Genomic DNA, 19,538 nt, shown 5'->3' with positions numbered 1-19,538 from the left:
CAGCAATGTGTGGAGCTGACGAATACTAATCGGTCGAGGGCTTATCCTAAAAAACCCCCAAAAAGTGAAGTTAAGCGTTGCAGCTTATTCCGATTACTTTTCGGGGACCCCATAATTGACTTAAGGAATCATTATTTCGCATCCAGTTTTCAAGGCGCAAGCTTTGAATGTATTCCCTGATAGCTCAGTTGGTAGAGCACTCGACTGTTAATCGAGTTGTCACAGGTTCGAGTCCTGTTCGGGGAGCCATATATAGAGAGGTGTCCGAGTGGTCGAAGGAGCACGATTGGAAATCGTGTAGGCTCTAACCGGGTCTCGAGGGTTCGAATCCCTTCCTCTCTGCCATAATTTTTATTACATAGCTGATTGCTACGTAATACGTAAGGCCCGTTGGTCAAGGGGTTAAGACACCTCCCTTTCACGGAGGTAACAGGGGTTCGAATCCCCTACGGGTCACCATATTCACAAAAAAGAAATAAAAAAAAGTTCTTGCCAAGCTGACTTGAATGTGATATATTATAAAAGTCGCTCGAGAGAATATGGAGGCTTAGCTCAGCTGGGAGAGCATCTGCCTTACAAGCAGAGGGTCGGGGGTTCGATCCCCTCAGCCTCCACCATATAAGATTTATAACGACGCGGGGTGGAGCAGCTCGGTAGCTCGTCGGGCTCATAACCCGAAGGCCGCAGGTTCAAATCCTGCCCCCGCAACCAAAACTTTATCTTCGGTTTTTACCGAGAATTCGATGTGGAGCTGTGGTGTAGAGGCCTAACATGCCTGCCTGTCACGCAGGAGACCGCGGGTTCGAATCCCGTCAGCTCCGCCATTTAATCAAACATCAGGCTCGGTAGCTCAGTTGGTAGAGCAGAGGACTGAAAATCCTCGTGTCGGCGGTTCGATTCCGTCCCGAGCCACCATATTAGATGGTGAAAAAGTTAATATGCCGGTGTAGCTCAGTTGGTAGAGCAACTGACTTGTAATCAGTAGGTCGTGGGTTCGACTCCTATCGCCGGCACCATGTTTACGGAGGGTTAGCGAAGTGGCCAAACGCGGGAGACTGTAAATCTCTTCCTAACGGTTCGGTGGTTCGAATCCATCACCCTCCACCATTTAGGGGCATAGTTTAAAGGTAGAACAAAGGTCTCCAAAACCTTTGGTGTGGGTTCAATTCCTGCTGCCCCTGCCAGATAATTTTTATAGTGAGTATGGCGGTCGTGGCGAAGGGGTTAACGCACCGGTCTGTGGCTCCGGCATTCGTGGGTTCAAGTCCCATCGATCGCCCCATTTTCACTAAGATTTAAAAAGGTTTTTGTTGGGGATTAGCCAAGCGGTAAGGCAACGGACTTTGACTCCGTCACTCCAAGGTTCGAATCCTTGATCCCCAGCCATTTATGCGGAAGTGGCTCAGCGGTAGAGCATCGCCTTGCCAAGGCGAGGGTCGCGGGTTCGATTCCCGTCTTCCGCTCCATAATTAGGTGGCGCCATAGCCAAGTGGTAAGGCAGAGCTCTGCAAAAGCTTTACCCCCAGTTCGAGTCTGGGTGGCGCCTCCACAATTATTTCAATAAAATGTGCCCTTAGCTCAGCTGGATAGAGCGTTTGACTACGAATCAAAAGGTCAGGAGTTCGAATCTCTTAGGGCACGCCATATTTACCAAATGCCGGTGTGGCGGAATGGCAGACGCGCGCGACTCAAAATCGTGAGGGAAACCGTGGAGGTTCGAGTCCTCTCACCGGCACCATATATTGAAATGATTGCGCTGATTGTACTTTGTACAGTCAGCGTTTTTGCATGTTTACAAACTTTACAAGCATCTGGCGGACTAACCTCCGACGGATGCTTTTTTTGTTTATATCGATTGGCGTATGACCATACTGATAATTATCAAATACGGGTGATGTGATGCAGCATGAGTCAGATCGATATTTCAACGATTAAAGAAAAACTCGGAAATAGTAACGATATTATTTTTAAAGAATTTCAAATCGAATATGGTGGCAAATCTCGAAAAGTGAATTTGTTTTATGCGGATGGGCTAGTAAACACGGACTCTGTTCAAGATTTTATATTGGAGACTTTAATGGTGGAGTTTCCGAAGCTTAATACGAATCAGCATCCTTTTCTGGACTTGCTGACTGCGGGAGACATAGAAGAAGTAACATCGACGGATACGATGTACTATAACCTGTTTTCCGGTCATGTCATTCTTATATGGGACAGCAATGAAATATTGTCCATTGCAATGAACGGGATTAAAGACCGTGCTGTTTCAGAGGCGATGACGGAAACGGTAAGCCGCGGTCCAAAAGAATCTTTTACGGAATCCATTCGCACAAATACGGCATTGGTCAGAAGGAAAATAAAGAACCCCGATTTATGGCTGGAAAATATGCGAATCGGAAAAGTGACTCAGACTAGCGTCTCCATTATGTATATAAAAGGGATTGTAAGCGATAAGATTTTGGATGAGGTACGCAGCCGATTATCCAGAATAGATATTGACGGGATTCTGGAAAGCGGCTATATCGAAGAGCTCATTCAGGATTCCGCTTATAGTCCATTTCCGACCATATATAACTCCGAACGGCCGGATGTCATCGCTGCGGAGCTTCTTGAAGGCAAAGTTGCGATACTGGTGGATGGAACCCCTCATGTCTTAGTGGTTCCCGCATTGTTTATTTCCTTCATGCATTCTGCGGAGGATTATTACCAACGCGCCGATATTAGCTCGCTGATAAGAATTCTCCGCTTTATAGGTATTTTTATCGCGTTGTTAGGGCCTTCGCTTTATATTGCCATAACTACCTTTCATCAGGAAATGCTTCCTACTCCGCTGCTCATTGGACTTGCAGCTCAAAGGGAAGGGATACCTTTTCCGGCATTTATCGAGGCGTTGATTATGGAGATTACGTTCGAGATCCTGCGCGAAGCCGGGGTGCGGATGCCTAGAACAATGGGTCAGGCTATTTCGATTGTCGGCACCTTGGTTATTGGGCAGGCAGCTGTTGATGCGGGGATTGTTTCCGCTGCGATGGTTATTGTGGTATCCATCACGGCTATATCAAGCTTTGTTGTACCCGCTATGAATATGTCGATCTCCATCCGGATGATCCGGTTTGCTTTAATGGGTCTAGCTGCGTCCTTTGGTTTATACGGGATTATCTTAGGCGTTTTTGCGCTCGTACTCCATTTATGCAGTCTTCGTACCTTCGGAGTACCGTATATGAGTCCGTTTGGACCATTTATTGCTGAGGATACGAAGGATACCTTATTCCGGTTACCGCATTGGGCTATGCGGAAACGCCTGCGTCTAGTTAATCAGAATAATATTACCCGAGGCAATAACAAGGCTCCCGGTCCGAAGCGTTAATCGAGAATACAGGCAACGAGATGAGGAATTTGAGATGATGATGCGAAGGCTATTAATTTCCTTATTGTTTGTTTTAATAGCGATGACGCTGACGGGCTGCTGGAATCGCCGCGAGCTTAATGATCTGGCTATTGCAGTGGCAATCGGAATCGATAAGGACGGGGAGAATCAATACCAGGTATCGGTTCAGGTCGTTGATCCGGGAGAAGTTGCCGCAAACAACAGAACGATGACGCGGACTCCCGTTACTTTTTACCAGGCTAGAGGCAGAACCATATTTGAAGCCATACGCAAAATGACCACGGTATCGCCGAGGCCTATTTATTCGGCTCACTTACGGATGTTAGTCATAGGCGAGGAGTTAGCCAAAGAAGGGATTGGGGACGCTCTTGAATACATGTCAAGGTATTATGAGCACCGCACCGATTTCTACATCGCCATTGCAAGAGAGACTACCGCAGCAAGCACGTTGAAAATATTAACCCATCTGGAGGCTATCCCTGCCAATCAGATGTATTCTTCTTTGCTTAACTCGCAGAAGCAATGGGCACCAACTGCATCGATAACGCTGGATCAACTCATTATGGATATCGTTAGCAAAGGTAAACAACCGGTGGTCACCGGACTCCGCCTGAGAGGCGACAGGGAAAAGGGCGAGAGCAGGGAAAGTGTTGAAAGTATTGCTTCGCCAGCCCACCTGCAATATTCGGGAATAGCTGTTTTTAACCAGGATAAGCTGGTTGGGTGGCTGAACCAATCCGAAAGCAGAGGCTACTCTGTTATCCATAACGATGTACATAATACGGTCGGGGTGATTAAGTGCCCTGATGGAGGAAGAATGACCATTGAGGTCATTCGTTCCAAGACGATATCCAAAGCCAAGTTTGTAAACGGAGAACCGGAAATACATTTAGCGATCCGTACTGAGGCCAGCATAGGCGAGGTGTTGTGTAAAATCGATCTGACTCAAAAATCGTCTATTTATGAGTTGGAGCACAAAAGTGAGGAAGCAATAAAGGGATATGTGCAGAAAACAATCGATCAGGTTCAAGAAAAATACAAAGTTGATATATTTGGCTTTGGGGATGTTGTACATCGCGCGAATCCTGCCTATTGGAAAAACGTTGAAAATGATTGGGATACCGTCTTTCAGAAAATACCGGTCAAGATAGACGTTGTGGTAAATATCCGGCAGACCGGTACGGTTAATAACTCGTTTATGCAAGAAATAAAGTAAGAAGGAATAAGCAACTATGATGAAATATATATGGCTTTTCGCAGCCGCAGCTGTAATTGTTCTGATTGAGGTGCCGTCATTGAGGAAGAGAAGGCTGAGGAAGGATCTTTGGGTATTCTCTTGTCTGCTGGGGTTAGGTATCGTGCTGGTGATTATGAGGTTCCTCAATTTGCATATTCCTAATCCGGTAAACGGACTCGATTATATGCTGCGGCCCCTGGCCGAGGCGATTTTTCAAAATTTAAGTGGGGGATGATGGGGAATGCTTGAGAAGGGAAAAATAAGTCACCGGCAGTTGACTGTTCTAACGCTTCTGTATACGATTGGCACCTCCATTCTGATCGTTCCTTCCATTATGGCCGTGTTCTCTAAACAAGACGGCTGGATTGCATGCCTTATAGGGATAGCGGCCAATCTTCTAAGCATATTCATTTATAGCGCGCTGGCCGGCCGCTATCCTACATTAACGCTTGCGGAGTTTAGTGAAAAGATTTTGGGGAAATGGCTTGGAAAGGCGATTTCGTTATTTTTCCTTTCTTTTATCTTTTTGTTGTCTTCTTTCCTGCTTCGGGTCGTAGGGAATTTTATGACGACTCATATTATGCCAAACACGCCAATCGAAATAATGATCATTTTATTTATGACCGTGGTGGTTTACGCGGTTCGGCTTGGTATTGAGACAACGGCTAGGGCAGCAGAGATTTTCTTGCCATTTGTAATCGCATTGTTTCTATTCCTCACTTTCTTCCTGTTGCCTCAGATTGAATTAGACCGGGCTGAGCCTGTTTTCGAGCATGGAATAAAGCCAATCCTGCTAGGCGCGTTCTATTATTTTAATCTTCAAGAACAGGTTATTCTAATGATGCTGGTTCCTTATACGAACAGGCCGAAAAAAGCAAGAAGCGCCTTGCTCGCGGGAACCTTGCTCGGCAGCGTGGTTATTATCGTTAGCGTTCTGCTGTCGACGCTGGTACTTGGCACCGAATTTACGCAGAGGAATATGTATGCCAGCTATACCCTGGCGAAGCAAATCAGCGTGGGGAACTTTCTACAGAGGGTCGAGGCCATGCTGGCGATTATATGGTTGATCACGATTTTTTTCAAGACAGTGATTTGCGTGTACGCCGTAACGCTTGGGACAGCCCAGACGCTGAGACTGAAGGACCCCCGTACGCTGACTCTGCCGTTTGCCCTGCTGCTTGTTTTCTTGTCTCTTCTTGTCTATGACAATATCGTTAGCTTTATTGCGTTTACGCCTAAGGTATTCTCCTTGTATGCGACTATCTTTATGGTAATCATCCCGGTTGGGCTGCTTGGCATAGATGCTCTCCGTTCCAGCTTCAAGCAGAACCAATCATCATCATGAGGTGCTGACTCTTGCATAGGGTAAAGCGCCTTTTTTGCGTTTTAGGACAGGATTCGACCCTTAAGGCGGAAGAGCCACTCGACCTAGGTCTAGCATAGAAACCGTCGGTGGTCCGTTTTAGAAAGTACGGATTCGATCTACAATAGGAACATAAGCAAGAGAGATTCACAAGAAGAGAAAAAACAAAGCAATCTTTGAGAGGCGGTGGAAGAAGCAATGGATGGTAAAAAAGCGTTAGGCTTATTGCTTGCAGTTGCAGGCGGTATCATGGTACTTAAATTCTTCGGCATCCATCTTGGTGCACTGGTAGGTACCCTGTTCGCAATCGTATTAATCGGACTTGGGGTAGTTGCCTGGAGGAGCAATAAAAAAATCATCGGCGGAATCGTTGGCGCAATCGGTATTTTGATGCTGCTGCCGGCATTGTCGAAACTGATTATGCTGGGTATTGCGGTCGTGCTGATCCTGTTCGGTATTTCGATGGTGAAAAACAATAACAACAATCGACATTTCTAATAAAAAAAGTTGGGAGGGCCATACATGAGCATTATGCGGCGAGTGCGCGACATTACAGTGGCAAGTTTAAATGAAAGACTGGAGAAAGCAGAAGATCCGGTTCGCCTGATTGACCAGTTCCTCTGGTCGACACGCGAAGAGATTATTCAAGCGGAACGGCTGCACCAGCAATATCTGGGACATAGCAATCATCTGAAAGCGCAATGGCTGCAAGCAGAGCAGCAGAAGGAAAAACGCGAGCAGCAAGCGCTGACCGCTCTGAAAGCCGGTGAAGAGCAGCTTGCGCGAATCGCTCTCCACGAGAAGACGACAAGCGAGGAGCGCTCCAATCAATACCGCGAGCTGTATGAGCAAAGCCGTCAGAATACGGTGGACCTGGAAGATCAGCTTCGCGAAATGCGGAGCGAATACCAGCTCGTCTATGACAAACGCGAATATTACGCGGCAAGAATGGAGTCGCTCAGACTTCAGCAGCGTATGAATGCGCGTTACACGGAAGGCGGCCAAGCGGGTGGCATTCAGCCAGGCTCGATGTTCCGCAGACTGGAGGACCGGATCGGCGATATGGAGATGGAGGCAAAAAGCCTGCATGATCTCCGCCGAATGGGCAAAGAGTTCATCAGCGAAGCAGGCAATCAAGTGCAATCCGTTATCGAACGCGAGCTGCAGCAATTAAAGAAGAAGCTTGAGAAGGAAGGATGGTCGTCTTGAAAAAATTGTACCGGTCTACCCGCGACAAGAAGCTGTTTGGTCTTTGCGGCGGACTCGCGGAAATGATCAATGTAGATGCGACTCTTATCCGTATCCTGCTCATCGTCGTTACCATCTTTACAAGCGGATTCGCAATTCCTGTCTATATCATAGCCGGCCTTATCGTTCCTAAGGAACCAACGTTTTATAACGGTCACGGCTTTGGACCTGGCGGGTTTGGAGGCGGCTATGGCGGCAGCGGGTACGGCAACGGTTATAACGGCGGTCAAGGCGGCCAAGGCGGCTTCGGTTCCTCCTTCGGCGGACCATACAAGAACCCGCCGCAAGGGCAATGGGACAGCTTCTCGCAAGCACGTTCCAGCCAGCAAGACTCGTCGTCGCAATTCGATAGCATGATGGATGATCTGGAGAAGAAAGCACTTCGTAAAGAAATCGAAGAATTACGCGCCAAATTGGCTAAATACGAGAAGGGAGAGATTTAACAATGGGAATCTTTAAAAGAATGAAGGATCTGACTAAGGCATCGGTGAATGAGGTATTGGATAAAATGGAAGATCCGGTAGTCATGCTGAATCAATATCTGCGCGACATGGAATCGGAAATTCATCAAGCGGAAGTAACGGTAGCGAAACAAATGGCAAACGAACGCCGTCTGAAACAACGTCTGGATGAAGCGGTACGAAGCATCGCAGACCGTGAGTCGAAGGCAGAAGCAGCACTTCGCGCCGGCCAGGAAGAGTTGGCTCGCAAGCTGCTCGAAGAGAAGCTTTATTTCGACCAGAAGGTGAACGAGTACAGTGATCTTCATGCGCAAGCTAAAACGCAAGCCGAAGAGCTGATGCAGCAATTGCATGGCATGAAGGATGAGTTCTACCAGCTTCGCAATAAACGCAATGAGCTGGCATCCCGCGCCCAAATCGCGAAGGCGCAAAAGCAAATGGCTCAAATTTCTTCGAACCATACGATCGACAGCGGTACGGCTTCGAGAGGTTTCTACCGTATGGAAGAGAAAATCATGCAGCTTGAAGCGGAAGCGGATGTTCTTCGCACTCCTTACTCGGCAGCATACAGCGGTACAGGCAACAATACAGGCTCCTTTAATGCCGTTGATATGGAGAAAAAGCTGAAGGTTGACGAGCAGCTTGAAGCTTTGAAAAGCAAGCTGAACAAACCGGAAGAAGTATAATCAACTAGAAGTATGCAAGGACGGAAGAGCGGATCGGGTAACCGCAATTTCATTAAGCTTTAACTTAATGAAATTGCCGGGGGGACCGGTCTGCTCTTCCCTGCGTACGTATTTGAAGGAGTGGACCTGGATGGCTGAAGGACAAGCGAATGAGCACCATCGTGCGGAGAGGCCCAATAAAGAAGCAAGACGCAAAAATGTGACCGAGACCGTATTATGGCTCATTATTATCGTGAGTCTTGTCATCATTGTGCTGCAAGCGATTGGTTACGTGCGACTGTATACTTTCCAAGGCAAGTGGGCTATCTTAGGACTTACCGTAATCGGGGCAGCAATGGCAGCAGCAGCGATCGTTGGTTTTCTGCAGAATTCCAAGCTCAAGCAGGCGGTTGAGCGGCTCAGCGAGCAGCAACGCAGACGCAGCTATCGGGTAACGCTGAATTCGGCGGAGGAGGAAGGCGGTGTTCCGGTGTCCGAACAGGAGCAAAGCGATGCGATCTGGACGGAGAAGGTCAAGTTCTCGGCTGTTATCGAAGAACGCCAGCGGCTTGCAAGAGAACTGCATGACGCGGTCAGTCAGCAGCTGTTCGCGATCTCGATGACGGCGACGGCTGTCAGCCGTACGATTGAGCGGGACTGGGAGCGGGCGAAGAGACAGGTACAGCTCATCGAGGAGATGGCTTCCGTAGCGCAATCGGAGATGCGCGCCCTGCTGCTGCATTTAAGACCCGTTCACCTGGACGGCAAAAATCTGGCTGCCGCATTAACCGCGCTGGTGGACGAGCTTAAGCAGAAGGTGCCGATGACGATTGATCTGGACGTTGATGATTCGATTACGATGAAGCCGGGGGCGGAGGATCATTTGTTCCGGATCGCGCAAGAAGCCTTGTCGAATACCCTTAGGCACTCAAAAGCGGAAAGTATGGAAATTAAGCTGCATCGGAAAGGCCCCGAAGTACGTATGTTATTAAAAGATACCGGCATCGGGTTCGATCTGGAAGCGAAGAAACAAACCTCTTACGGATTATTAACGATGGAAGAGCGTGTGAATGAGCTTGGCGGCTATTTACATATGATTTCAAAACCGGGAGAGGGAACAAGCATAGATATCCGGGTTCCGATTGACGGAGAAATAGAGAAGTAGGATCATGTACATGTTGAAGGAAGCGGTGAATAAGGTGGAACCGATCGAGCAACTGAATGAACGGATTAAAGTATTGTTAGTGGATGATCATGAGATGGTGCGTATCGGACTCGCTGCGGTGCTCGATACGGAAGAAGGTATCGAAGTCGTAGGGGAAGCAAGCAACGGTTATGACGGAATCCGGCTGGCTCAGGCCTACAAGCCTGACATCGTACTTATGGATCTTGTTATGGATGGCATGGATGGCGTCGAAACAACGCAAAAGCTGCTTGAGCTGTATCCGGAGTGCAAGGTTATCGTATTAACCAGCTTTATTGACGACAGCAAGCTGTATCCGGTTATTGAAGCGGGGGCGTTCAGCTACCTGCTCAAGACGGCGAGAGCAACGGAGATTGCGGATGCGATCCGCGCAGCGGCACGCGGACAGTCGGTACTGGAGTCGCAGGTTGCCGCCAAGATGATGAGCCGGCTCCGCAAGCCGAAGCAGCCGGTACAGGCCGCGCTTCATGATGATTTGACGGAGCGGGAGATGGACGTGCTGAAGCGGGTAGCGCAAGGAATGTCCAATCAGGAAATAGCGGACGAGCTGTTTATCGGCGTAAAGACCGTGAAATTCCACATTACGAACATCTTTAACAAGCTTGACGTTGAGGACCGTACGCAAGCGGCGATTTATGCGCATAAGCAAGGGATTGCGGAGTAGGATACATGGTTTTTATAAGAGTGGGGCTTGCCTGAAGTTGAACTTTAGGAGAGCCCCTTTTTTTGTCTGGCGGCTGGAGGGAACGACCAGTTTTTGCTAAAATAAGTTAAAGGCGGCGGTTAAGAAGCATTCCGCTTGTTGGAAAAGGCCAATACGTTGCCATGGAATTATAGTAACAGCTATAGGGCTGCAGAAGCGGCATATCCTTGCGCAGCAAATCGAGCACTCTTGCAGAAAGAGGCTCTTCCAGCGCTTTGTGAAGACAGGTGATCCAGCCTTTTGGACCCGTAAGCAGTTGAACGGAGGAATCGTTCTTGCAGGAATCCGGAAGTTGGATCCGCCAGGTACCGTTCACAAGCCTTAGACCATATTCAACCGCAGCAGGATGGGACATTGCTTGCTCGATAGAGAGCTTAAGCTGCGGATTTAGGAAGGGTTCAGCTTCTTGAAGGAAAGCAAGGAGTCCGTTTACGGCTGCTGCCACCTTCTTCAGTTCTTTCTCAATAACAGATAAAGATGGATTTAGTTTGATTTTACGGGCGGAGAGCCGGATCATGAGCTGGGCTTGTCTGCTATGCCGAAGCCATCCTGCCGCCGTTTCGGCAGCATGACGGTAAGGGACACCCCAATCGAAGCTGTCAAATAGAGCAGATCCGGGAGGCAGCCTTATCGGCTCTTCTTCACGGAATGTACTTGTGCCGTAAGGGCGAACCGGAGAAACGGCTTGAAGCCGGTCGGTCTGCCTGGCAGGCATTATAGACATCATTTGCATATAAACGGCCTCCCTTTACCTTTGGTATGATCAGCATAGTATGGTTTCGCAGCAAAGGCTGGCGAATGGTGTCTGTCAAAACAAAAGAAATAAAAAGGCAATAAGCGCAAAATCAAGCGTGATCAAATCGCGGAACGGATAGTAAGGGCGAGGCTCGTAGTAATAAGGGTCAAACGGGTAGGACTGCGTTTGGACGGGCTGTTCCGGTTTGCTTGATTTGGCTTGCTGCTGGAATTTGGATTTCGAGTTTTTTTTGCCTTTCTTCAAAGATTTAACCGGAACATCCTCCGGCTCATCCGCAGCGGAAACGTTAGGATCTCCATTAAGCGTAAGCTTTCCGCCCGTGCATCTGCTCAACATGCCGATATGCCTCGTTCCATCCTTCATAATGATATACACGGGCATTCCGCAATACCGCGATACGTTATCTTCCTCGAGAGGATAAATCTGTTCCATTCAGGCTCCTCCTTATGTTTACTTGCATTAGGCTTTGCAACCAGTGTATTCACCCAGAGGCGAATAGGTATGGTTAAACACCTAGCAGTAATAAACGGTTAAGGGAGGTTATTGTCATCGCAGCGAATCGTTTTGTTCAAAAGTATGCCGAGCAGTCCAACCGGCGGAAAGCACGGCGAGCAGTTATGTTGGCAGCGGTTGTACTGGTGGTCGGCATCATCTGGGCAGTCTTCAATAGGGATGAGCTCCGGTCCGACGAGAATCCGGGAATCGTTGCTCATGATCTCGTTCTGTTATGGCAGTGGACGGACAAACTCTACAGCAAAGGCGCGGCGAATACGGAATGGACAATAAGATGGGATATTGAAGGGACGAAAGCTGACCTGGAACAAGCGGAACAACAGCTTCAGGCGGATGAAAAGGGGCAGAAGCAGGGAACACTGTCCATATTCCCGCTAACGTCGGATCATCAGGCAATGCTTGTATTTACAACCGAGCAAAAGGCGGATAAGGAGCAGCTGCTTGCCGTTGTAAACCGTACGGAAGCCATCTTAAAGAAGGCGGGCGTTTCTTATACCGGAGGTATGACGGTTCGGGGAAAGACGGAATATAATAACGCAGCGGTACGCCTGGCCCAGGCCGCGGGAGGCAAGCGGGTTGACCGGTATAAAGACGAGAGCGGAACGGTCAGCGAAGCCTACTACTCGGAAAAGCTGTTCTCTTCGGTGGAAGCGGGAGCGGGGAAGAAGGCGAATCTGCAAATTGCCGAACATCGGGAAACGGAGTCCGGGGCGCTGTCTCTGATCGTCGGAACCCCGCTAATTACGGGAGATTACACCGTTTCCGTAGCGGAAAACGATTAGAAGAAATATGATGGCTAATTAGTTTTTTTTATGATTGGATGAATAGCAGTTTAAGGATTAATATGCTAAACTACATAAATAAAAATAAAAAAATATATGGAAAGAATGAGGGAACTAACTGAAATGAACGTTGAATCATCAAATGCGCAAGGCGCTATTTATTATATCTTCGGGGCGACAGGCGATTTGGCGAAGCGCAAGTTGTTTCCTGCCTTGTTCAGCTTATATAAAGAAGGAAAGCTGTCTGAAAATTTCGCCGTTGTAGGCCTCGCGCGCAGAGAGCGTACTAACGAGCAGTTCCGCGCCGACCTGTATGAGTCGATTGTGGAATTCTGCCGTTACAAAGCAGATGACGTAGAGCTCTGGAACCGTTTTGCGGAGCACTTCGAATATATGCCGCTTGACATTAACAATGTGGAAGCATTCCGCGGTCTGGCTACTCTGTCCGATCAACTGGATGCCAAATTCAATATTCCGGGTAACCGTCTGTTCTATCTGGCGCTTGCACCGTCGCTGTTCGGCCCCGTATCGTTCAGCCTGCGCGACGGCGGACTGCTCGAATCCAAAGGCTGGCACCGCGTCGTAATCGAGAAGCCGTTCGGCTATGATCTGGAATCGGCCCAAAAGCTGAACGACCAAATCACGCAAGTCTTCAAAGAAGAAGAAATCTATCGTATTGATCACTACCTCGGCAAAGAGATGGTGCAAAATATTCAAGTGATCCGTTTCGCGAATGCGTTTTTTGAGCCGCTCTGGAACAATAATCATATCGCAAACGTGCAAATTACGCTCTCCGAAACGGTTGGCGTAGAAGAGCGCGGCGGTTATTACGACAAGTCTGGCGCCCTTCGAGACATGGGCCAGAACCATATGCTTCAAATGCTTACGATGATCGCAATGGAGCCGCCTAGCCGTCTGCATGGCGAAGATATTCGCGACGAGAAGGTTAAGGTGCTTCGCTCCCTTCGTCCGTACAAATCGAGCGACGAAGTGCGCAACCTGGTTGTACGCGGTCAATACAGCGAAGGCTCCCTCAATGGAAAAGAGCTTCCTGGTTACCGCCAAGAGGACTCGGTAGGCGAGAACTCCACAACGGAAACTTATTTTGCCGCCAAGCTGGCGGTTGACAACTTCCGCTGGGCGGGAGTACCGTTCTATATCCGTACAGGCAAACGCCTTCCGGTAAAAACAACGGAAGTGGTTATCGAATTCAAATCGATGCCGCAAAACGTATTGTTCGCGCAGCGTCATGACCTGCAGCCGAACCTGCTCGTTATTCGCGTTAACCCGATGGAAGGCATCTATATTAAAGTAAATGCCAAAACGCCGGGCGAAGACAATTCGGTTCAGCCCGTAAACATGGAATTCTGCCAAAGCTGCCAAATCGGCATTAATACGCCGGAAGCTTACGAGCGCCTGATCCATGATGCGGTTCGCGGCGATTCGACGTACTTCACCCGTTGGGATGAAGTGGCGCAAGCATGGGAATTCGTTGACCGCATTGCTAATGCATGGCGCGAAGATTCGGCTGATCTGCAGCACTATCCTGCAGGCTCGTGGGGCCCTGAGAAAGCTGAAAAGCTGCTGGCGCAAGACGGCTTCAAATGGTGGCCGGTTAACGGGCAAGAAGAAGACAATGTGATTTGGGTATCGAATAGCGGCAAGTAATTTATTTCTAGCACACCGCTGACGGAGGGATATGCCTTTATGTTTAAGGTTTACGATATTTCGATGACAATCGAAAAGGGCATGCCGGTATGGGGCAACCATGACGGCAAGCAGCCCGAAATCAACTCCCAGCCTACCTCTCCAGACGGCGTTAACGAATCGCGCATCGATATGGATGTCCATTGCGGCACCCATGTCGATGCGCCTCTGCATATGTTGCCGGAGGATGGCTCAACAATCGAAACAATTGGTCTCGAGGAACTCGTCGGAAATGCCCGCGTTCTGGACTTCACGGACGTGAACGACAGCATCACAAGAGAAGACCTGGAGAAGCATGGCCTGCAAAAGGGCGAGTTCATTCTCGTAAAAACGAAGAACTCATTTACGGATTCCTTTGAATCCGATTTTGTATTCTTGCGGGAGGATGGCGCCCGTTACCTCGTTGAGGTAGGGGTTCGCGGAATCGGTACGGACGGACTTGGGATTGAACGCTCCCAGGCGGAGTATCCAACCCACCGGACGTTATTCCGCAACAATGTCATTATTGTAGAAGGGCTTCGCCTGAAGGAAGTGCCCCCTGGCTCTTATTTCATGGTGATTGCGCCTTTGAAATTGACCGGTATTGAAGCGGCGCCGGCACGCGCGCTGTTGATCGGGAATGGATAAAGGAGCGTTGCTTCGCGGCGACGCTATGAAGGGAAGGCAAGCATGAGCCAAACGTTAAGTAATGAAATCACACAGGAAGTAGATAAGCGCCGTACCTTTGCGATTATCTCTCACCCTGACGCGGGTAAAACCACATTAACAGAGAAGCTCCTCTTATTCGGGGGAGCTATTCGTCTTGCTGGGTCGGTAAAAGCACGCAAAGCGAGCCGCCACGCTACATCCGACTGGATGGAAATCGAGAAGCAGCGCGGTATCTCCGTTACGTCCAGCGTGATGCAGTTCGATTACCTGGGACATCGCGTTAACATTCTGGATACGCCTGGTCACCAGGACTTCTCCGAAGACACGTACCGCACGCTTACTGCAGCGGACAGCGCGGTCATGCTGATCGACGTTGCGAAAGGCGTCGAGGCGCAGACGATCAAGCTGTTCCAAGTCTGCCGCAAACGCGGTATTCCGATTTTCACCTTTATTAACAAGCTGGACCGTGAAGGCCAAAGCCCATTCGAGCTGATGGAAGAGCTGGAGCGGGTACTTGGCATACGTTCGGTGCCAATGAACTGGCCAATCGGCATGGGCCGCGAGCTGTGCGGCGTATACGACCGGATGAAACATCAGGTTGAGCTGTTCCAAGGCAATGACCACAGCACGATTGAGGTTCGTAAAGTCGAGGATTATACGGATCCGGTCATTCGCGAAATGGCTGGCGACTACCTCCATGATCAGCTTATACAGGACTTGGAGCTGCTTGATGTAGCGGGCGATCCGTTTGATTTCGAAAAAGTTCGGGCAGGCGAATTGACACCAATCTTCTTCGGCAGCGCCGTGAATAATTTCGGCGTTCAAACCTTCCTGGAGAACTTCCTGGAGCTGGCACCAAAGCCGGCTCCGCGGATGAGCACAAGCGGTTCCGTTGACCCAACAAACGAGAAGTTCTCCGGTTACGTCTTCAAGATTCAAGCGAACATGAACCCGGCTCACCGCGACCGTATTGCTTTCCTTCGGATTTGCTCCGGACGTTTCGAGCGCGGTATGAGCGTCCGTCATGTCCGTGCAGGCAAAGACATTAAGCTGTCCCAGCCGCAGCAATTCCTGGCGCAAGACCGCGATATTGTCGAGACGGCATATCCGGGCGATATTATCGGTTTGTTCGACCCGGGTATTTTCCGGATTGGCGATTCCTTGTCGCAAGGCTCCGAAGTCGTATTCGACGAGCTGCCTACGTTCTCTCCGGAGATCTTCGCCAAGGTTACCGTGAAGAACGCTTTGAAGCATAAGCAGTATCAGAAGGGGATAGACCAACTGACGGAGGAAGGAACCATTCAGGTATTCTACTCCGCAAGCGGCTTTGCTGACGAAACGATTCTTGGCGTAGTCGGACACCTGCAGTTCGAGGTATTCGAGTACCGGATGAAGGGTGAATACGGAGTTGATATTCAGCTGCACCGTATGCCTTTCCAATTCGCGCGCTGGATCATTGACGATAAGATCGATCCTTCGAAGTTCCGGATCAACTCTACCCTTGTGAAGGACAAAAAGGGCAATTATGTTGTTCTCTTCGAGAATGAATACGCGATGCGTACCGCGATGGATAAGAATCCTACCATGAAATTCCTGGAGACTGCTCCATAAGCGGAGACAGACTCAAAATAAAAATCCCCTGATCGATTGAGATCAGGGGATTTTTTGCGTTGCTATTGCCTGTAGCGGATAATTTGCTCAATTAAATCCCGTTCGACTTCCTTGTTGTACTCTTTGACCATTCGGGAGATCAGGAAGAGATCCACGATAACCCAGATGAACAAGGCAGCGGCAGGCAAGGCGAATAGGATGATGCCGATAATTTGTAAGGCCTCTTGTTCAGATGCGGAGGCAATACTGAAAAATATATAGGCTGGAGTTGCGATGAGGAAGAGAACCAGCTGGATAATGGCTGTTTTCTTGCGCTTCAGATAAAAGCGGTGTACACCCAGGTGACCGCCAAGAAGCATTAGATAAGCGATAGCTGCCGATTTTTCGCTACTCCGCATCTCGGAGTTGAATACCATCAATTCATTCAGCGTGAGGTCTTGTCGGTTCATGAAGACCCCCTAGAATGAGCCACCGTGAAAATGCTTGTGAGACAATATTTCATCAATAAGCTGGCCCTCGACTGCACGGTTGCGGTCTCTCACCCATGTGTGCAGGAGGAAAGCATCCACGATCCACCAGATGGAAGTCACAATCACACCGATAACGGAAATGGAAAGAATAAGCTGTGCAATAGCGGAGCCCGTACGCCCGAGATAGAAGCGGTGACCGCCAAACATGCCGAGGAAATACCAGAGCACGTAAGCGATGATCATATTCTTGCCACGATCCCTCACCTCTTGCTCCAGCAGAAGTAACTCCCTGGCGTCTAGTTGGCTTTTTTGCGCGATGTTAAATGACATGTACTGCTCCCCTTTATCTAAATTGTAGTCCACCAGCTAAAGTATAGGGGTTATGTAAAAATCATACAACCCAAATCTTCGTAAAGATAATGGAAATCTTTATTGGCTTATCCGGTTGACGGAACAGCGCTTTCATGCCATAATGTACGCGTGTACATTACAGCAAAACAGCAATAAATGACTTAAGTAATAAATGCAATAACAGGAGGCGCCGACTATCAGCAGGAAAGAAGTAGCGAAGCTGGCCGGTGTATCGGAAGCAACGGTATCCCGGGTACTTAACAATGTAGGGCCTATTAAGGAAGAGACTCGAATCCGCGTGCTGGAGGCGGCCAAAGAGCTGGGGTATGTGCCTAACGCGCTTGCCCAGCGTTTTGCCAGGAGGAAAAGCGGGAACGTTGGCGTCATTCTGCCGTTTGTGCCGAAGGTTCATCTGTTCTCGACCTATTACTTCGCGGAAATTTTAAGCGGGATCGGCGAGGCGGCGAAAGCCTGCAACTATGATCTGCTGCTAATCTTCCGGGAGCCGGACAGCCCGCGTGATTATGCAAAGCTGTTCCGAACGCAGAAGGTGGATGCCTGTATCGTGCTGGGCGCTCAAAATGTTGCCGAGGAACGTGCCGCGCTAGCCGAGCTTCAGGAGGAAGGTTATCCGTTCTGCCTCGTGAACCAGCGTTTTGACGAGGAAGGATACCTGACTGTCGATGCGGACCATGAATCGGGAAGCTATACGGCTGTTCAGCATCTGATTGCAAACGGCTTCAAGCAGATTGCCTTCCTGAACGGGCCGGACGCTTTCTCGAGCAGCGGGGACAGGCTTGCCGGCTATAAGCGGGCGCTGGAGGAATCGGGAATTCGGTACGAGGAAGAGCGGATATTCACCGGTAATTACAGCAGGAAGAGCGGGTATGAAGCGGCCTCACGGTTAGTCGAGGGAATCAAGAGCAAGCAGATTGACGCTGTTTTTGCGGCTAATGACCGGATGGCGATTGGCTTGATGGACGGCCTTCGGGAGCATGGTATTGAAGCGGGCAAGGATATCGGCCTGATTGGTTACGATGATTCAGACAGCTCCAGAATCGTAACGCCGAAGCTGTCGACGGTATCGGTCCCTTTTTACGAGATGGGACGTCGAGCCGCCATGAAGCTGCTGGCAGCGGAAACCGAGGAGCCGGGGAATACGATTCTTCCCGTTCAACTCATTAAGCGAGAAACAACCTAAAATACTTATCGAGAGGCGGTAGTTTAAGAATGAGCAAACTTCGTGTCGGAATGGTTGGCTATAAATTTATGGGTAAAGCACACAGCAACGCGTACCGCGCGCTGCCGATGTTTTTCCCGGAAACCGCGGTATTGCCTGAAATGACGGCGATCTGCGGCCGTGATCCGGTGGGTCTCGAGAAGGCGCGGACGCAGTTCGGCTGGCAGAGCGGCGAGACGGATTGGCGCAAGCTGGTCGCACGCGAGGATATTGATCTGATCGACATTAATGCGCCAAGCGATGCTCATAAGGAGATTACGATTGCGGCCGCCGAGGCGGGCAAGCATCTGTTCTGCGAGAAGCCGCTTGCTTTGACGCTTGAAGATGCGAACGAAATGCTGGCTGCTGCCGAGAAAGCAGGCGTGAAGCATATGGTTGGCTTTAACTACCGCTTTGCTCCGGCTGTCCAATTGGCGAAGAAGCTGATCTCCGAAGGCCGTATCGGTAAAATCCATCACTTCCGCGCCGTCTTCCTGCAGGACTGGATTCTTGATCCGGAGTTCCCGCTGGTATGGCGCCTGAAGAAGGAAATTGCCGGTTCCGGCTCGCATGGCGACCTTGGCGCTCACTTGATCGATATGGCCCGTTTCCTCGTTGGCGAGTTCAAGGAAGTCATCGGGATGGAAGAGACGTTCGTCAAGGAACGTCCGGTTTCCGAATCGATGACTGGTCTTAGCGCAACAAAAAGCGGTGCGGACGCGCCGCGCGGGGAAGTCACGGTTGATGACGCAACGCTGTTCCTGACTCGTTTCGATAATGGCGCGCTTGGCAGCTTTGAAGCGACCCGCTTTGCGGCAGGCCACCGTTGCACGAATGCGTTCGAGATTAACGGCAGCAAAGGCAGCATCAAGTTCGACTTCGAACGGATGAACGAGCTGGAGGTGTACTTCACGGAGGATGCCGACGATGTGCAAGGCTTCCGCCGCGTACTCGCAACCGATGCTTCCCATGCTTACATGGATGCCTGGTGGCCGGCTGGTCACACAATCGGATACGAGCATACATTCACTCATGAGGTGCATGAGCTGATGACGGCAATCGCGGAAGACCGCCAGCCGGTGCCGAACTTCCATGACGGCGTGAGATGCCAAGAGGTGCTTGTTGCGGTGGAGCGTTCGATAGCAGAGCGTCGCTGGGTTGCATTGAAAGAGTTCCAATAATTCTGCGGGCAGAGGAGACTAACGAAGACG

General features: G+C 49.8%; 20 protein-coding genes and 16 tRNA genes. 32 read left to right on the top strand and 4 right to left on the bottom strand.

Features of this window, described 5'->3' with window-relative positions:
- Window positions 1-173 precede the first annotated feature (173 nt).
- The 26 genes from WFJ73_RS32270 to WFJ73_RS32145 all read left to right on the top strand — a co-directional run bounded on the left by WFJ73_RS32270 (window position 174) and on the right by WFJ73_RS32145 (window position 10,230).
- Window positions 174-249, top strand: a tRNA-Asn gene (locus WFJ73_RS32270).
- Between the two features lie 5 nt (window positions 250-254).
- Window positions 255-345: transfer RNA gene (locus WFJ73_RS32265), tRNA-Ser, on the top strand.
- Between the two features lie 39 nt (window positions 346-384).
- Window positions 385-459 (top strand) — tRNA-Glu (locus WFJ73_RS32260).
- 82 nt (window positions 460-541) lie between these two features.
- Window positions 542-617, top strand: a tRNA-Val gene (locus tag WFJ73_RS32255).
- A gap of 17 nt (window positions 618-634) precedes the next feature.
- Window positions 635-711: transfer RNA gene (locus WFJ73_RS32250), tRNA-Met, on the top strand.
- Window positions 712-747: 36 nt separating this feature from the next.
- Window positions 748-824 (top strand) — tRNA-Asp (locus WFJ73_RS32245).
- A gap of 15 nt (window positions 825-839) precedes the next feature.
- Window positions 840-915 (top strand) — tRNA-Phe (locus tag WFJ73_RS32240).
- 25 nt (window positions 916-940) lie between these two features.
- Window positions 941-1,016, top strand: a tRNA-Thr gene (locus WFJ73_RS32235).
- A 7-nt stretch (window positions 1,017-1,023) separates the two neighbouring features.
- Window positions 1,024-1,107, top strand: a tRNA-Tyr gene (locus WFJ73_RS32230).
- A gap of 3 nt (window positions 1,108-1,110) precedes the next feature.
- A tRNA-Trp gene (locus tag WFJ73_RS32225) sits at window positions 1,111-1,184 on the top strand.
- Window positions 1,185-1,206: 22 nt separating this feature from the next.
- A tRNA-His gene (locus tag WFJ73_RS32220) sits at window positions 1,207-1,282 on the top strand.
- Window positions 1,283-1,311: 29 nt separating this feature from the next.
- Window positions 1,312-1,386 (top strand) — tRNA-Gln (locus WFJ73_RS32215).
- Between the two features lie 5 nt (window positions 1,387-1,391).
- A tRNA-Gly gene (locus WFJ73_RS32210) sits at window positions 1,392-1,466 on the top strand.
- A 9-nt stretch (window positions 1,467-1,475) separates the two neighbouring features.
- Window positions 1,476-1,549, top strand: a tRNA-Cys gene (locus tag WFJ73_RS32205).
- A gap of 18 nt (window positions 1,550-1,567) precedes the next feature.
- Window positions 1,568-1,644: transfer RNA gene (locus WFJ73_RS32200), tRNA-Arg, on the top strand.
- Window positions 1,645-1,656: 12 nt separating this feature from the next.
- Window positions 1,657-1,738: transfer RNA gene (locus WFJ73_RS32195), tRNA-Leu, on the top strand.
- A 168-nt stretch (window positions 1,739-1,906) separates the two neighbouring features.
- Window positions 1,907-3,367: a spore germination protein gene (locus tag WFJ73_RS32190; RefSeq protein WP_336776867.1), complete on the top strand. Its 1,461-nt coding sequence runs from the start codon at window positions 1,907-1,909 to the stop codon at window positions 3,365-3,367.
- 34 nt (window positions 3,368-3,401) lie between these two features.
- Window positions 3,402-4,604, top strand: a complete 1,203-nt coding sequence (locus WFJ73_RS32185) for a Ger(x)C family spore germination protein (protein ID WP_336776866.1) — start codon at window positions 3,402-3,404, stop codon at window positions 4,602-4,604.
- Between the two features lie 16 nt (window positions 4,605-4,620).
- A complete protein-coding gene (locus WFJ73_RS32180; protein WP_336776865.1) occupies window positions 4,621-4,860 on the top strand; it encodes a hypothetical protein in 240 nt (79 codons plus the stop codon).
- 6 nt (window positions 4,861-4,866) lie between these two features.
- Entirely contained in the window at window positions 4,867-5,970 is a 1,104-nt protein-coding gene (locus WFJ73_RS32175; RefSeq protein WP_336776864.1) for a GerAB/ArcD/ProY family transporter, read from the top strand.
- Window positions 5,971-6,186: 216 nt separating this feature from the next.
- On the top strand, window positions 6,187-6,486 hold the full coding sequence (locus WFJ73_RS32170; protein WP_248758095.1) for a LiaF transmembrane domain-containing protein: 300 nt from the start codon (window positions 6,187-6,189) through the stop codon (window positions 6,484-6,486).
- A 24-nt stretch (window positions 6,487-6,510) separates the two neighbouring features.
- Window positions 6,511-7,197, top strand: coding sequence for a PspA/IM30 family protein (locus WFJ73_RS32165; RefSeq protein ID WP_248758096.1), 687 nt, complete (start codon window positions 6,511-6,513; stop codon window positions 7,195-7,197).
- Window positions 7,185-7,679 carry a PspC domain-containing protein gene (locus WFJ73_RS32160; RefSeq protein ID WP_336776863.1) on the top strand — a complete coding sequence of 165 codons (495 nt, stop codon included), beginning with the start codon at window positions 7,185-7,187 and terminating at the stop codon, window positions 7,677-7,679. The genes WFJ73_RS32165 and WFJ73_RS32160 overlap by 13 nt, the downstream gene beginning before the upstream one ends.
- 2 nt (window positions 7,680-7,681) lie before the next feature.
- A complete protein-coding gene (locus WFJ73_RS32155) occupies window positions 7,682-8,383 on the top strand; it encodes a PspA/IM30 family protein (protein ID WP_336776862.1) in 702 nt (233 codons plus the stop codon).
- 130 nt (window positions 8,384-8,513) lie between these two features.
- Window positions 8,514-9,527 (top strand): sensor histidine kinase, encoded by a 1,014-nt coding sequence (locus tag WFJ73_RS32150; protein ID WP_336776861.1) that lies wholly within the window; start codon window positions 8,514-8,516, stop codon window positions 9,525-9,527.
- A 4-nt stretch (window positions 9,528-9,531) separates the two neighbouring features.
- Entirely contained in the window at window positions 9,532-10,230 is a 699-nt protein-coding gene (locus WFJ73_RS32145) for a response regulator (RefSeq protein WP_442956011.1), read from the top strand.
- A 106-nt stretch (window positions 10,231-10,336) separates the two neighbouring features.
- Here WFJ73_RS32145 and WFJ73_RS32140 read toward each other — a convergent pair whose 3' ends face one another.
- Both WFJ73_RS32140 and WFJ73_RS32135 read right to left on the bottom strand, forming a co-directional pair.
- Window positions 10,337-11,002: a hypothetical protein gene (locus WFJ73_RS32140; protein WP_336776860.1), complete on the bottom strand. Its 666-nt coding sequence runs from the start codon at window positions 11,000-11,002 to the stop codon at window positions 10,337-10,339.
- A 75-nt stretch (window positions 11,003-11,077) separates the two neighbouring features.
- Window positions 11,078-11,458, bottom strand: coding sequence for a hypothetical protein (locus tag WFJ73_RS32135; protein WP_336776859.1), 381 nt, complete (start codon window positions 11,456-11,458; stop codon window positions 11,078-11,080).
- A gap of 185 nt (window positions 11,459-11,643) precedes the next feature.
- On the opposite strand from WFJ73_RS32135, the gene WFJ73_RS32130 reads away from it, so the two are divergent.
- The 4 genes from WFJ73_RS32130 (at window position 11,644) to WFJ73_RS32115 (ending at window position 16,287) form a co-directional block, all read left to right on the top strand.
- Entirely contained in the window at window positions 11,644-12,321 is a 678-nt protein-coding gene (locus WFJ73_RS32130) for a YwmB family TATA-box binding protein (RefSeq protein WP_336776858.1), read from the top strand.
- Window positions 12,322-12,444: 123 nt separating this feature from the next.
- Complete coding sequence (gene zwf / locus WFJ73_RS32125) at window positions 12,445-13,989, top strand: glucose-6-phosphate dehydrogenase (RefSeq protein ID WP_336776857.1); 1,545 nt, start codon at window positions 12,445-12,447, stop codon at window positions 13,987-13,989.
- Between the two features lie 39 nt (window positions 13,990-14,028).
- On the top strand, window positions 14,029-14,655 hold the full coding sequence (locus tag WFJ73_RS32120) for a cyclase family protein (RefSeq protein WP_127491048.1): 627 nt from the start codon (window positions 14,029-14,031) through the stop codon (window positions 14,653-14,655).
- A 42-nt stretch (window positions 14,656-14,697) separates the two neighbouring features.
- A complete protein-coding gene (locus tag WFJ73_RS32115) occupies window positions 14,698-16,287 on the top strand; it encodes a peptide chain release factor 3 (RefSeq protein ID WP_336776856.1) in 1,590 nt (529 codons plus the stop codon).
- 62 nt (window positions 16,288-16,349) lie between these two features.
- Here the strand turns inward: WFJ73_RS32115 and WFJ73_RS32110 are convergent, their stop codons facing one another.
- Both WFJ73_RS32110 and WFJ73_RS32105 read right to left on the bottom strand, forming a co-directional pair.
- Window positions 16,350-16,736: a TM2 domain-containing protein gene (locus tag WFJ73_RS32110; RefSeq protein ID WP_336776855.1), complete on the bottom strand. Its 387-nt coding sequence runs from the start codon at window positions 16,734-16,736 to the stop codon at window positions 16,350-16,352.
- A gap of 9 nt (window positions 16,737-16,745) precedes the next feature.
- Window positions 16,746-17,087, bottom strand: a complete 342-nt coding sequence (locus WFJ73_RS32105; RefSeq protein ID WP_336776854.1) for a TM2 domain-containing protein — start codon at window positions 17,085-17,087, stop codon at window positions 16,746-16,748.
- Window positions 17,088-17,304: 217 nt separating this feature from the next.
- On the opposite strand from WFJ73_RS32105, the gene WFJ73_RS32100 reads away from it, so the two are divergent.
- Together WFJ73_RS32100 and WFJ73_RS32095 are read left to right on the top strand one after the other, a co-directional pair.
- Complete coding sequence (locus WFJ73_RS32100; protein ID WP_336776868.1) at window positions 17,305-18,309, top strand: LacI family DNA-binding transcriptional regulator; 1,005 nt, start codon at window positions 17,305-17,307, stop codon at window positions 18,307-18,309.
- A gap of 29 nt (window positions 18,310-18,338) precedes the next feature.
- Window positions 18,339-19,508 carry a Gfo/Idh/MocA family protein gene (locus WFJ73_RS32095; RefSeq protein WP_336776853.1) on the top strand — a complete coding sequence of 390 codons (1,170 nt, stop codon included), beginning with the start codon at window positions 18,339-18,341 and terminating at the stop codon, window positions 19,506-19,508.
- Window positions 19,509-19,538 lie beyond the last annotated feature (30 nt).

It is taken from the genome of Paenibacillus sp. MMO-58, from assembly GCF_037146255.1.
Lineage (GTDB): Bacteria > Bacillota > Bacilli > Paenibacillales > Paenibacillaceae > Pristimantibacillus.
The sequence above is the reverse complement of the archived record's forward strand: the minus strand, read 5'-3'. Positions and strand labels throughout refer to the sequence as shown.

Coding starts and splice junctions, on each gene's coding strand:
- WFJ73_RS32190 (WP_336776867.1), top strand. CDS start 1,907: ATGAGTCAGATCGATATTTCAACGATTAAAGAAAAACTCGGAAATAGT.
- WFJ73_RS32185 (WP_336776866.1), top strand. CDS start 3,402: ATGATGATGCGAAGGCTATTAATTTCCTTATTGTTTGTTTTAATAGCG.
- WFJ73_RS32180 (WP_336776865.1), top strand. CDS start 4,621: ATGATGAAATATATATGGCTTTTCGCAGCCGCAGCTGTAATTGTTCTG.
- WFJ73_RS32175 (WP_336776864.1), top strand. CDS start 4,867: ATGCTTGAGAAGGGAAAAATAAGTCACCGGCAGTTGACTGTTCTAACG.
- WFJ73_RS32170 (WP_248758095.1), top strand. CDS start 6,187: ATGGATGGTAAAAAAGCGTTAGGCTTATTGCTTGCAGTTGCAGGCGGT.
- WFJ73_RS32165 (WP_248758096.1), top strand. CDS start 6,511: ATGAGCATTATGCGGCGAGTGCGCGACATTACAGTGGCAAGTTTAAAT.
- WFJ73_RS32160 (WP_336776863.1), top strand. CDS start 7,185: ATGGTCGTCTTGAAAAAATTGTACCGGTCTACCCGCGACAAGAAGCTG.
- WFJ73_RS32155 (WP_336776862.1), top strand. CDS start 7,682: ATGGGAATCTTTAAAAGAATGAAGGATCTGACTAAGGCATCGGTGAAT.
- WFJ73_RS32150 (WP_336776861.1), top strand. CDS start 8,514: ATGGCTGAAGGACAAGCGAATGAGCACCATCGTGCGGAGAGGCCCAAT.
- WFJ73_RS32145 (WP_442956011.1), top strand. CDS start 9,532: ATGTACATGTTGAAGGAAGCGGTGAATAAGGTGGAACCGATCGAGCAA.
- WFJ73_RS32140 (WP_336776860.1), bottom strand. CDS start 11,002: ATGCAAATGATGTCTATAATGCCTGCCAGGCAGACCGACCGGCTTCAA.
- WFJ73_RS32135 (WP_336776859.1), bottom strand. CDS start 11,458: ATGGAACAGATTTATCCTCTCGAGGAAGATAACGTATCGCGGTATTGC.
- WFJ73_RS32130 (WP_336776858.1), top strand. CDS start 11,644: ATGTTGGCAGCGGTTGTACTGGTGGTCGGCATCATCTGGGCAGTCTTC.
- zwf (WP_336776857.1), top strand. CDS start 12,445: ATGAACGTTGAATCATCAAATGCGCAAGGCGCTATTTATTATATCTTC.
- WFJ73_RS32120 (WP_127491048.1), top strand. CDS start 14,029: ATGTTTAAGGTTTACGATATTTCGATGACAATCGAAAAGGGCATGCCG.
- WFJ73_RS32115 (WP_336776856.1), top strand. CDS start 14,698: ATGAGCCAAACGTTAAGTAATGAAATCACACAGGAAGTAGATAAGCGC.
- WFJ73_RS32110 (WP_336776855.1), bottom strand. CDS start 16,736: ATGAACCGACAAGACCTCACGCTGAATGAATTGATGGTATTCAACTCC.
- WFJ73_RS32105 (WP_336776854.1), bottom strand. CDS start 17,087: ATGTCATTTAACATCGCGCAAAAAAGCCAACTAGACGCCAGGGAGTTA.
- WFJ73_RS32095 (WP_336776853.1), top strand. CDS start 18,339: ATGAGCAAACTTCGTGTCGGAATGGTTGGCTATAAATTTATGGGTAAA.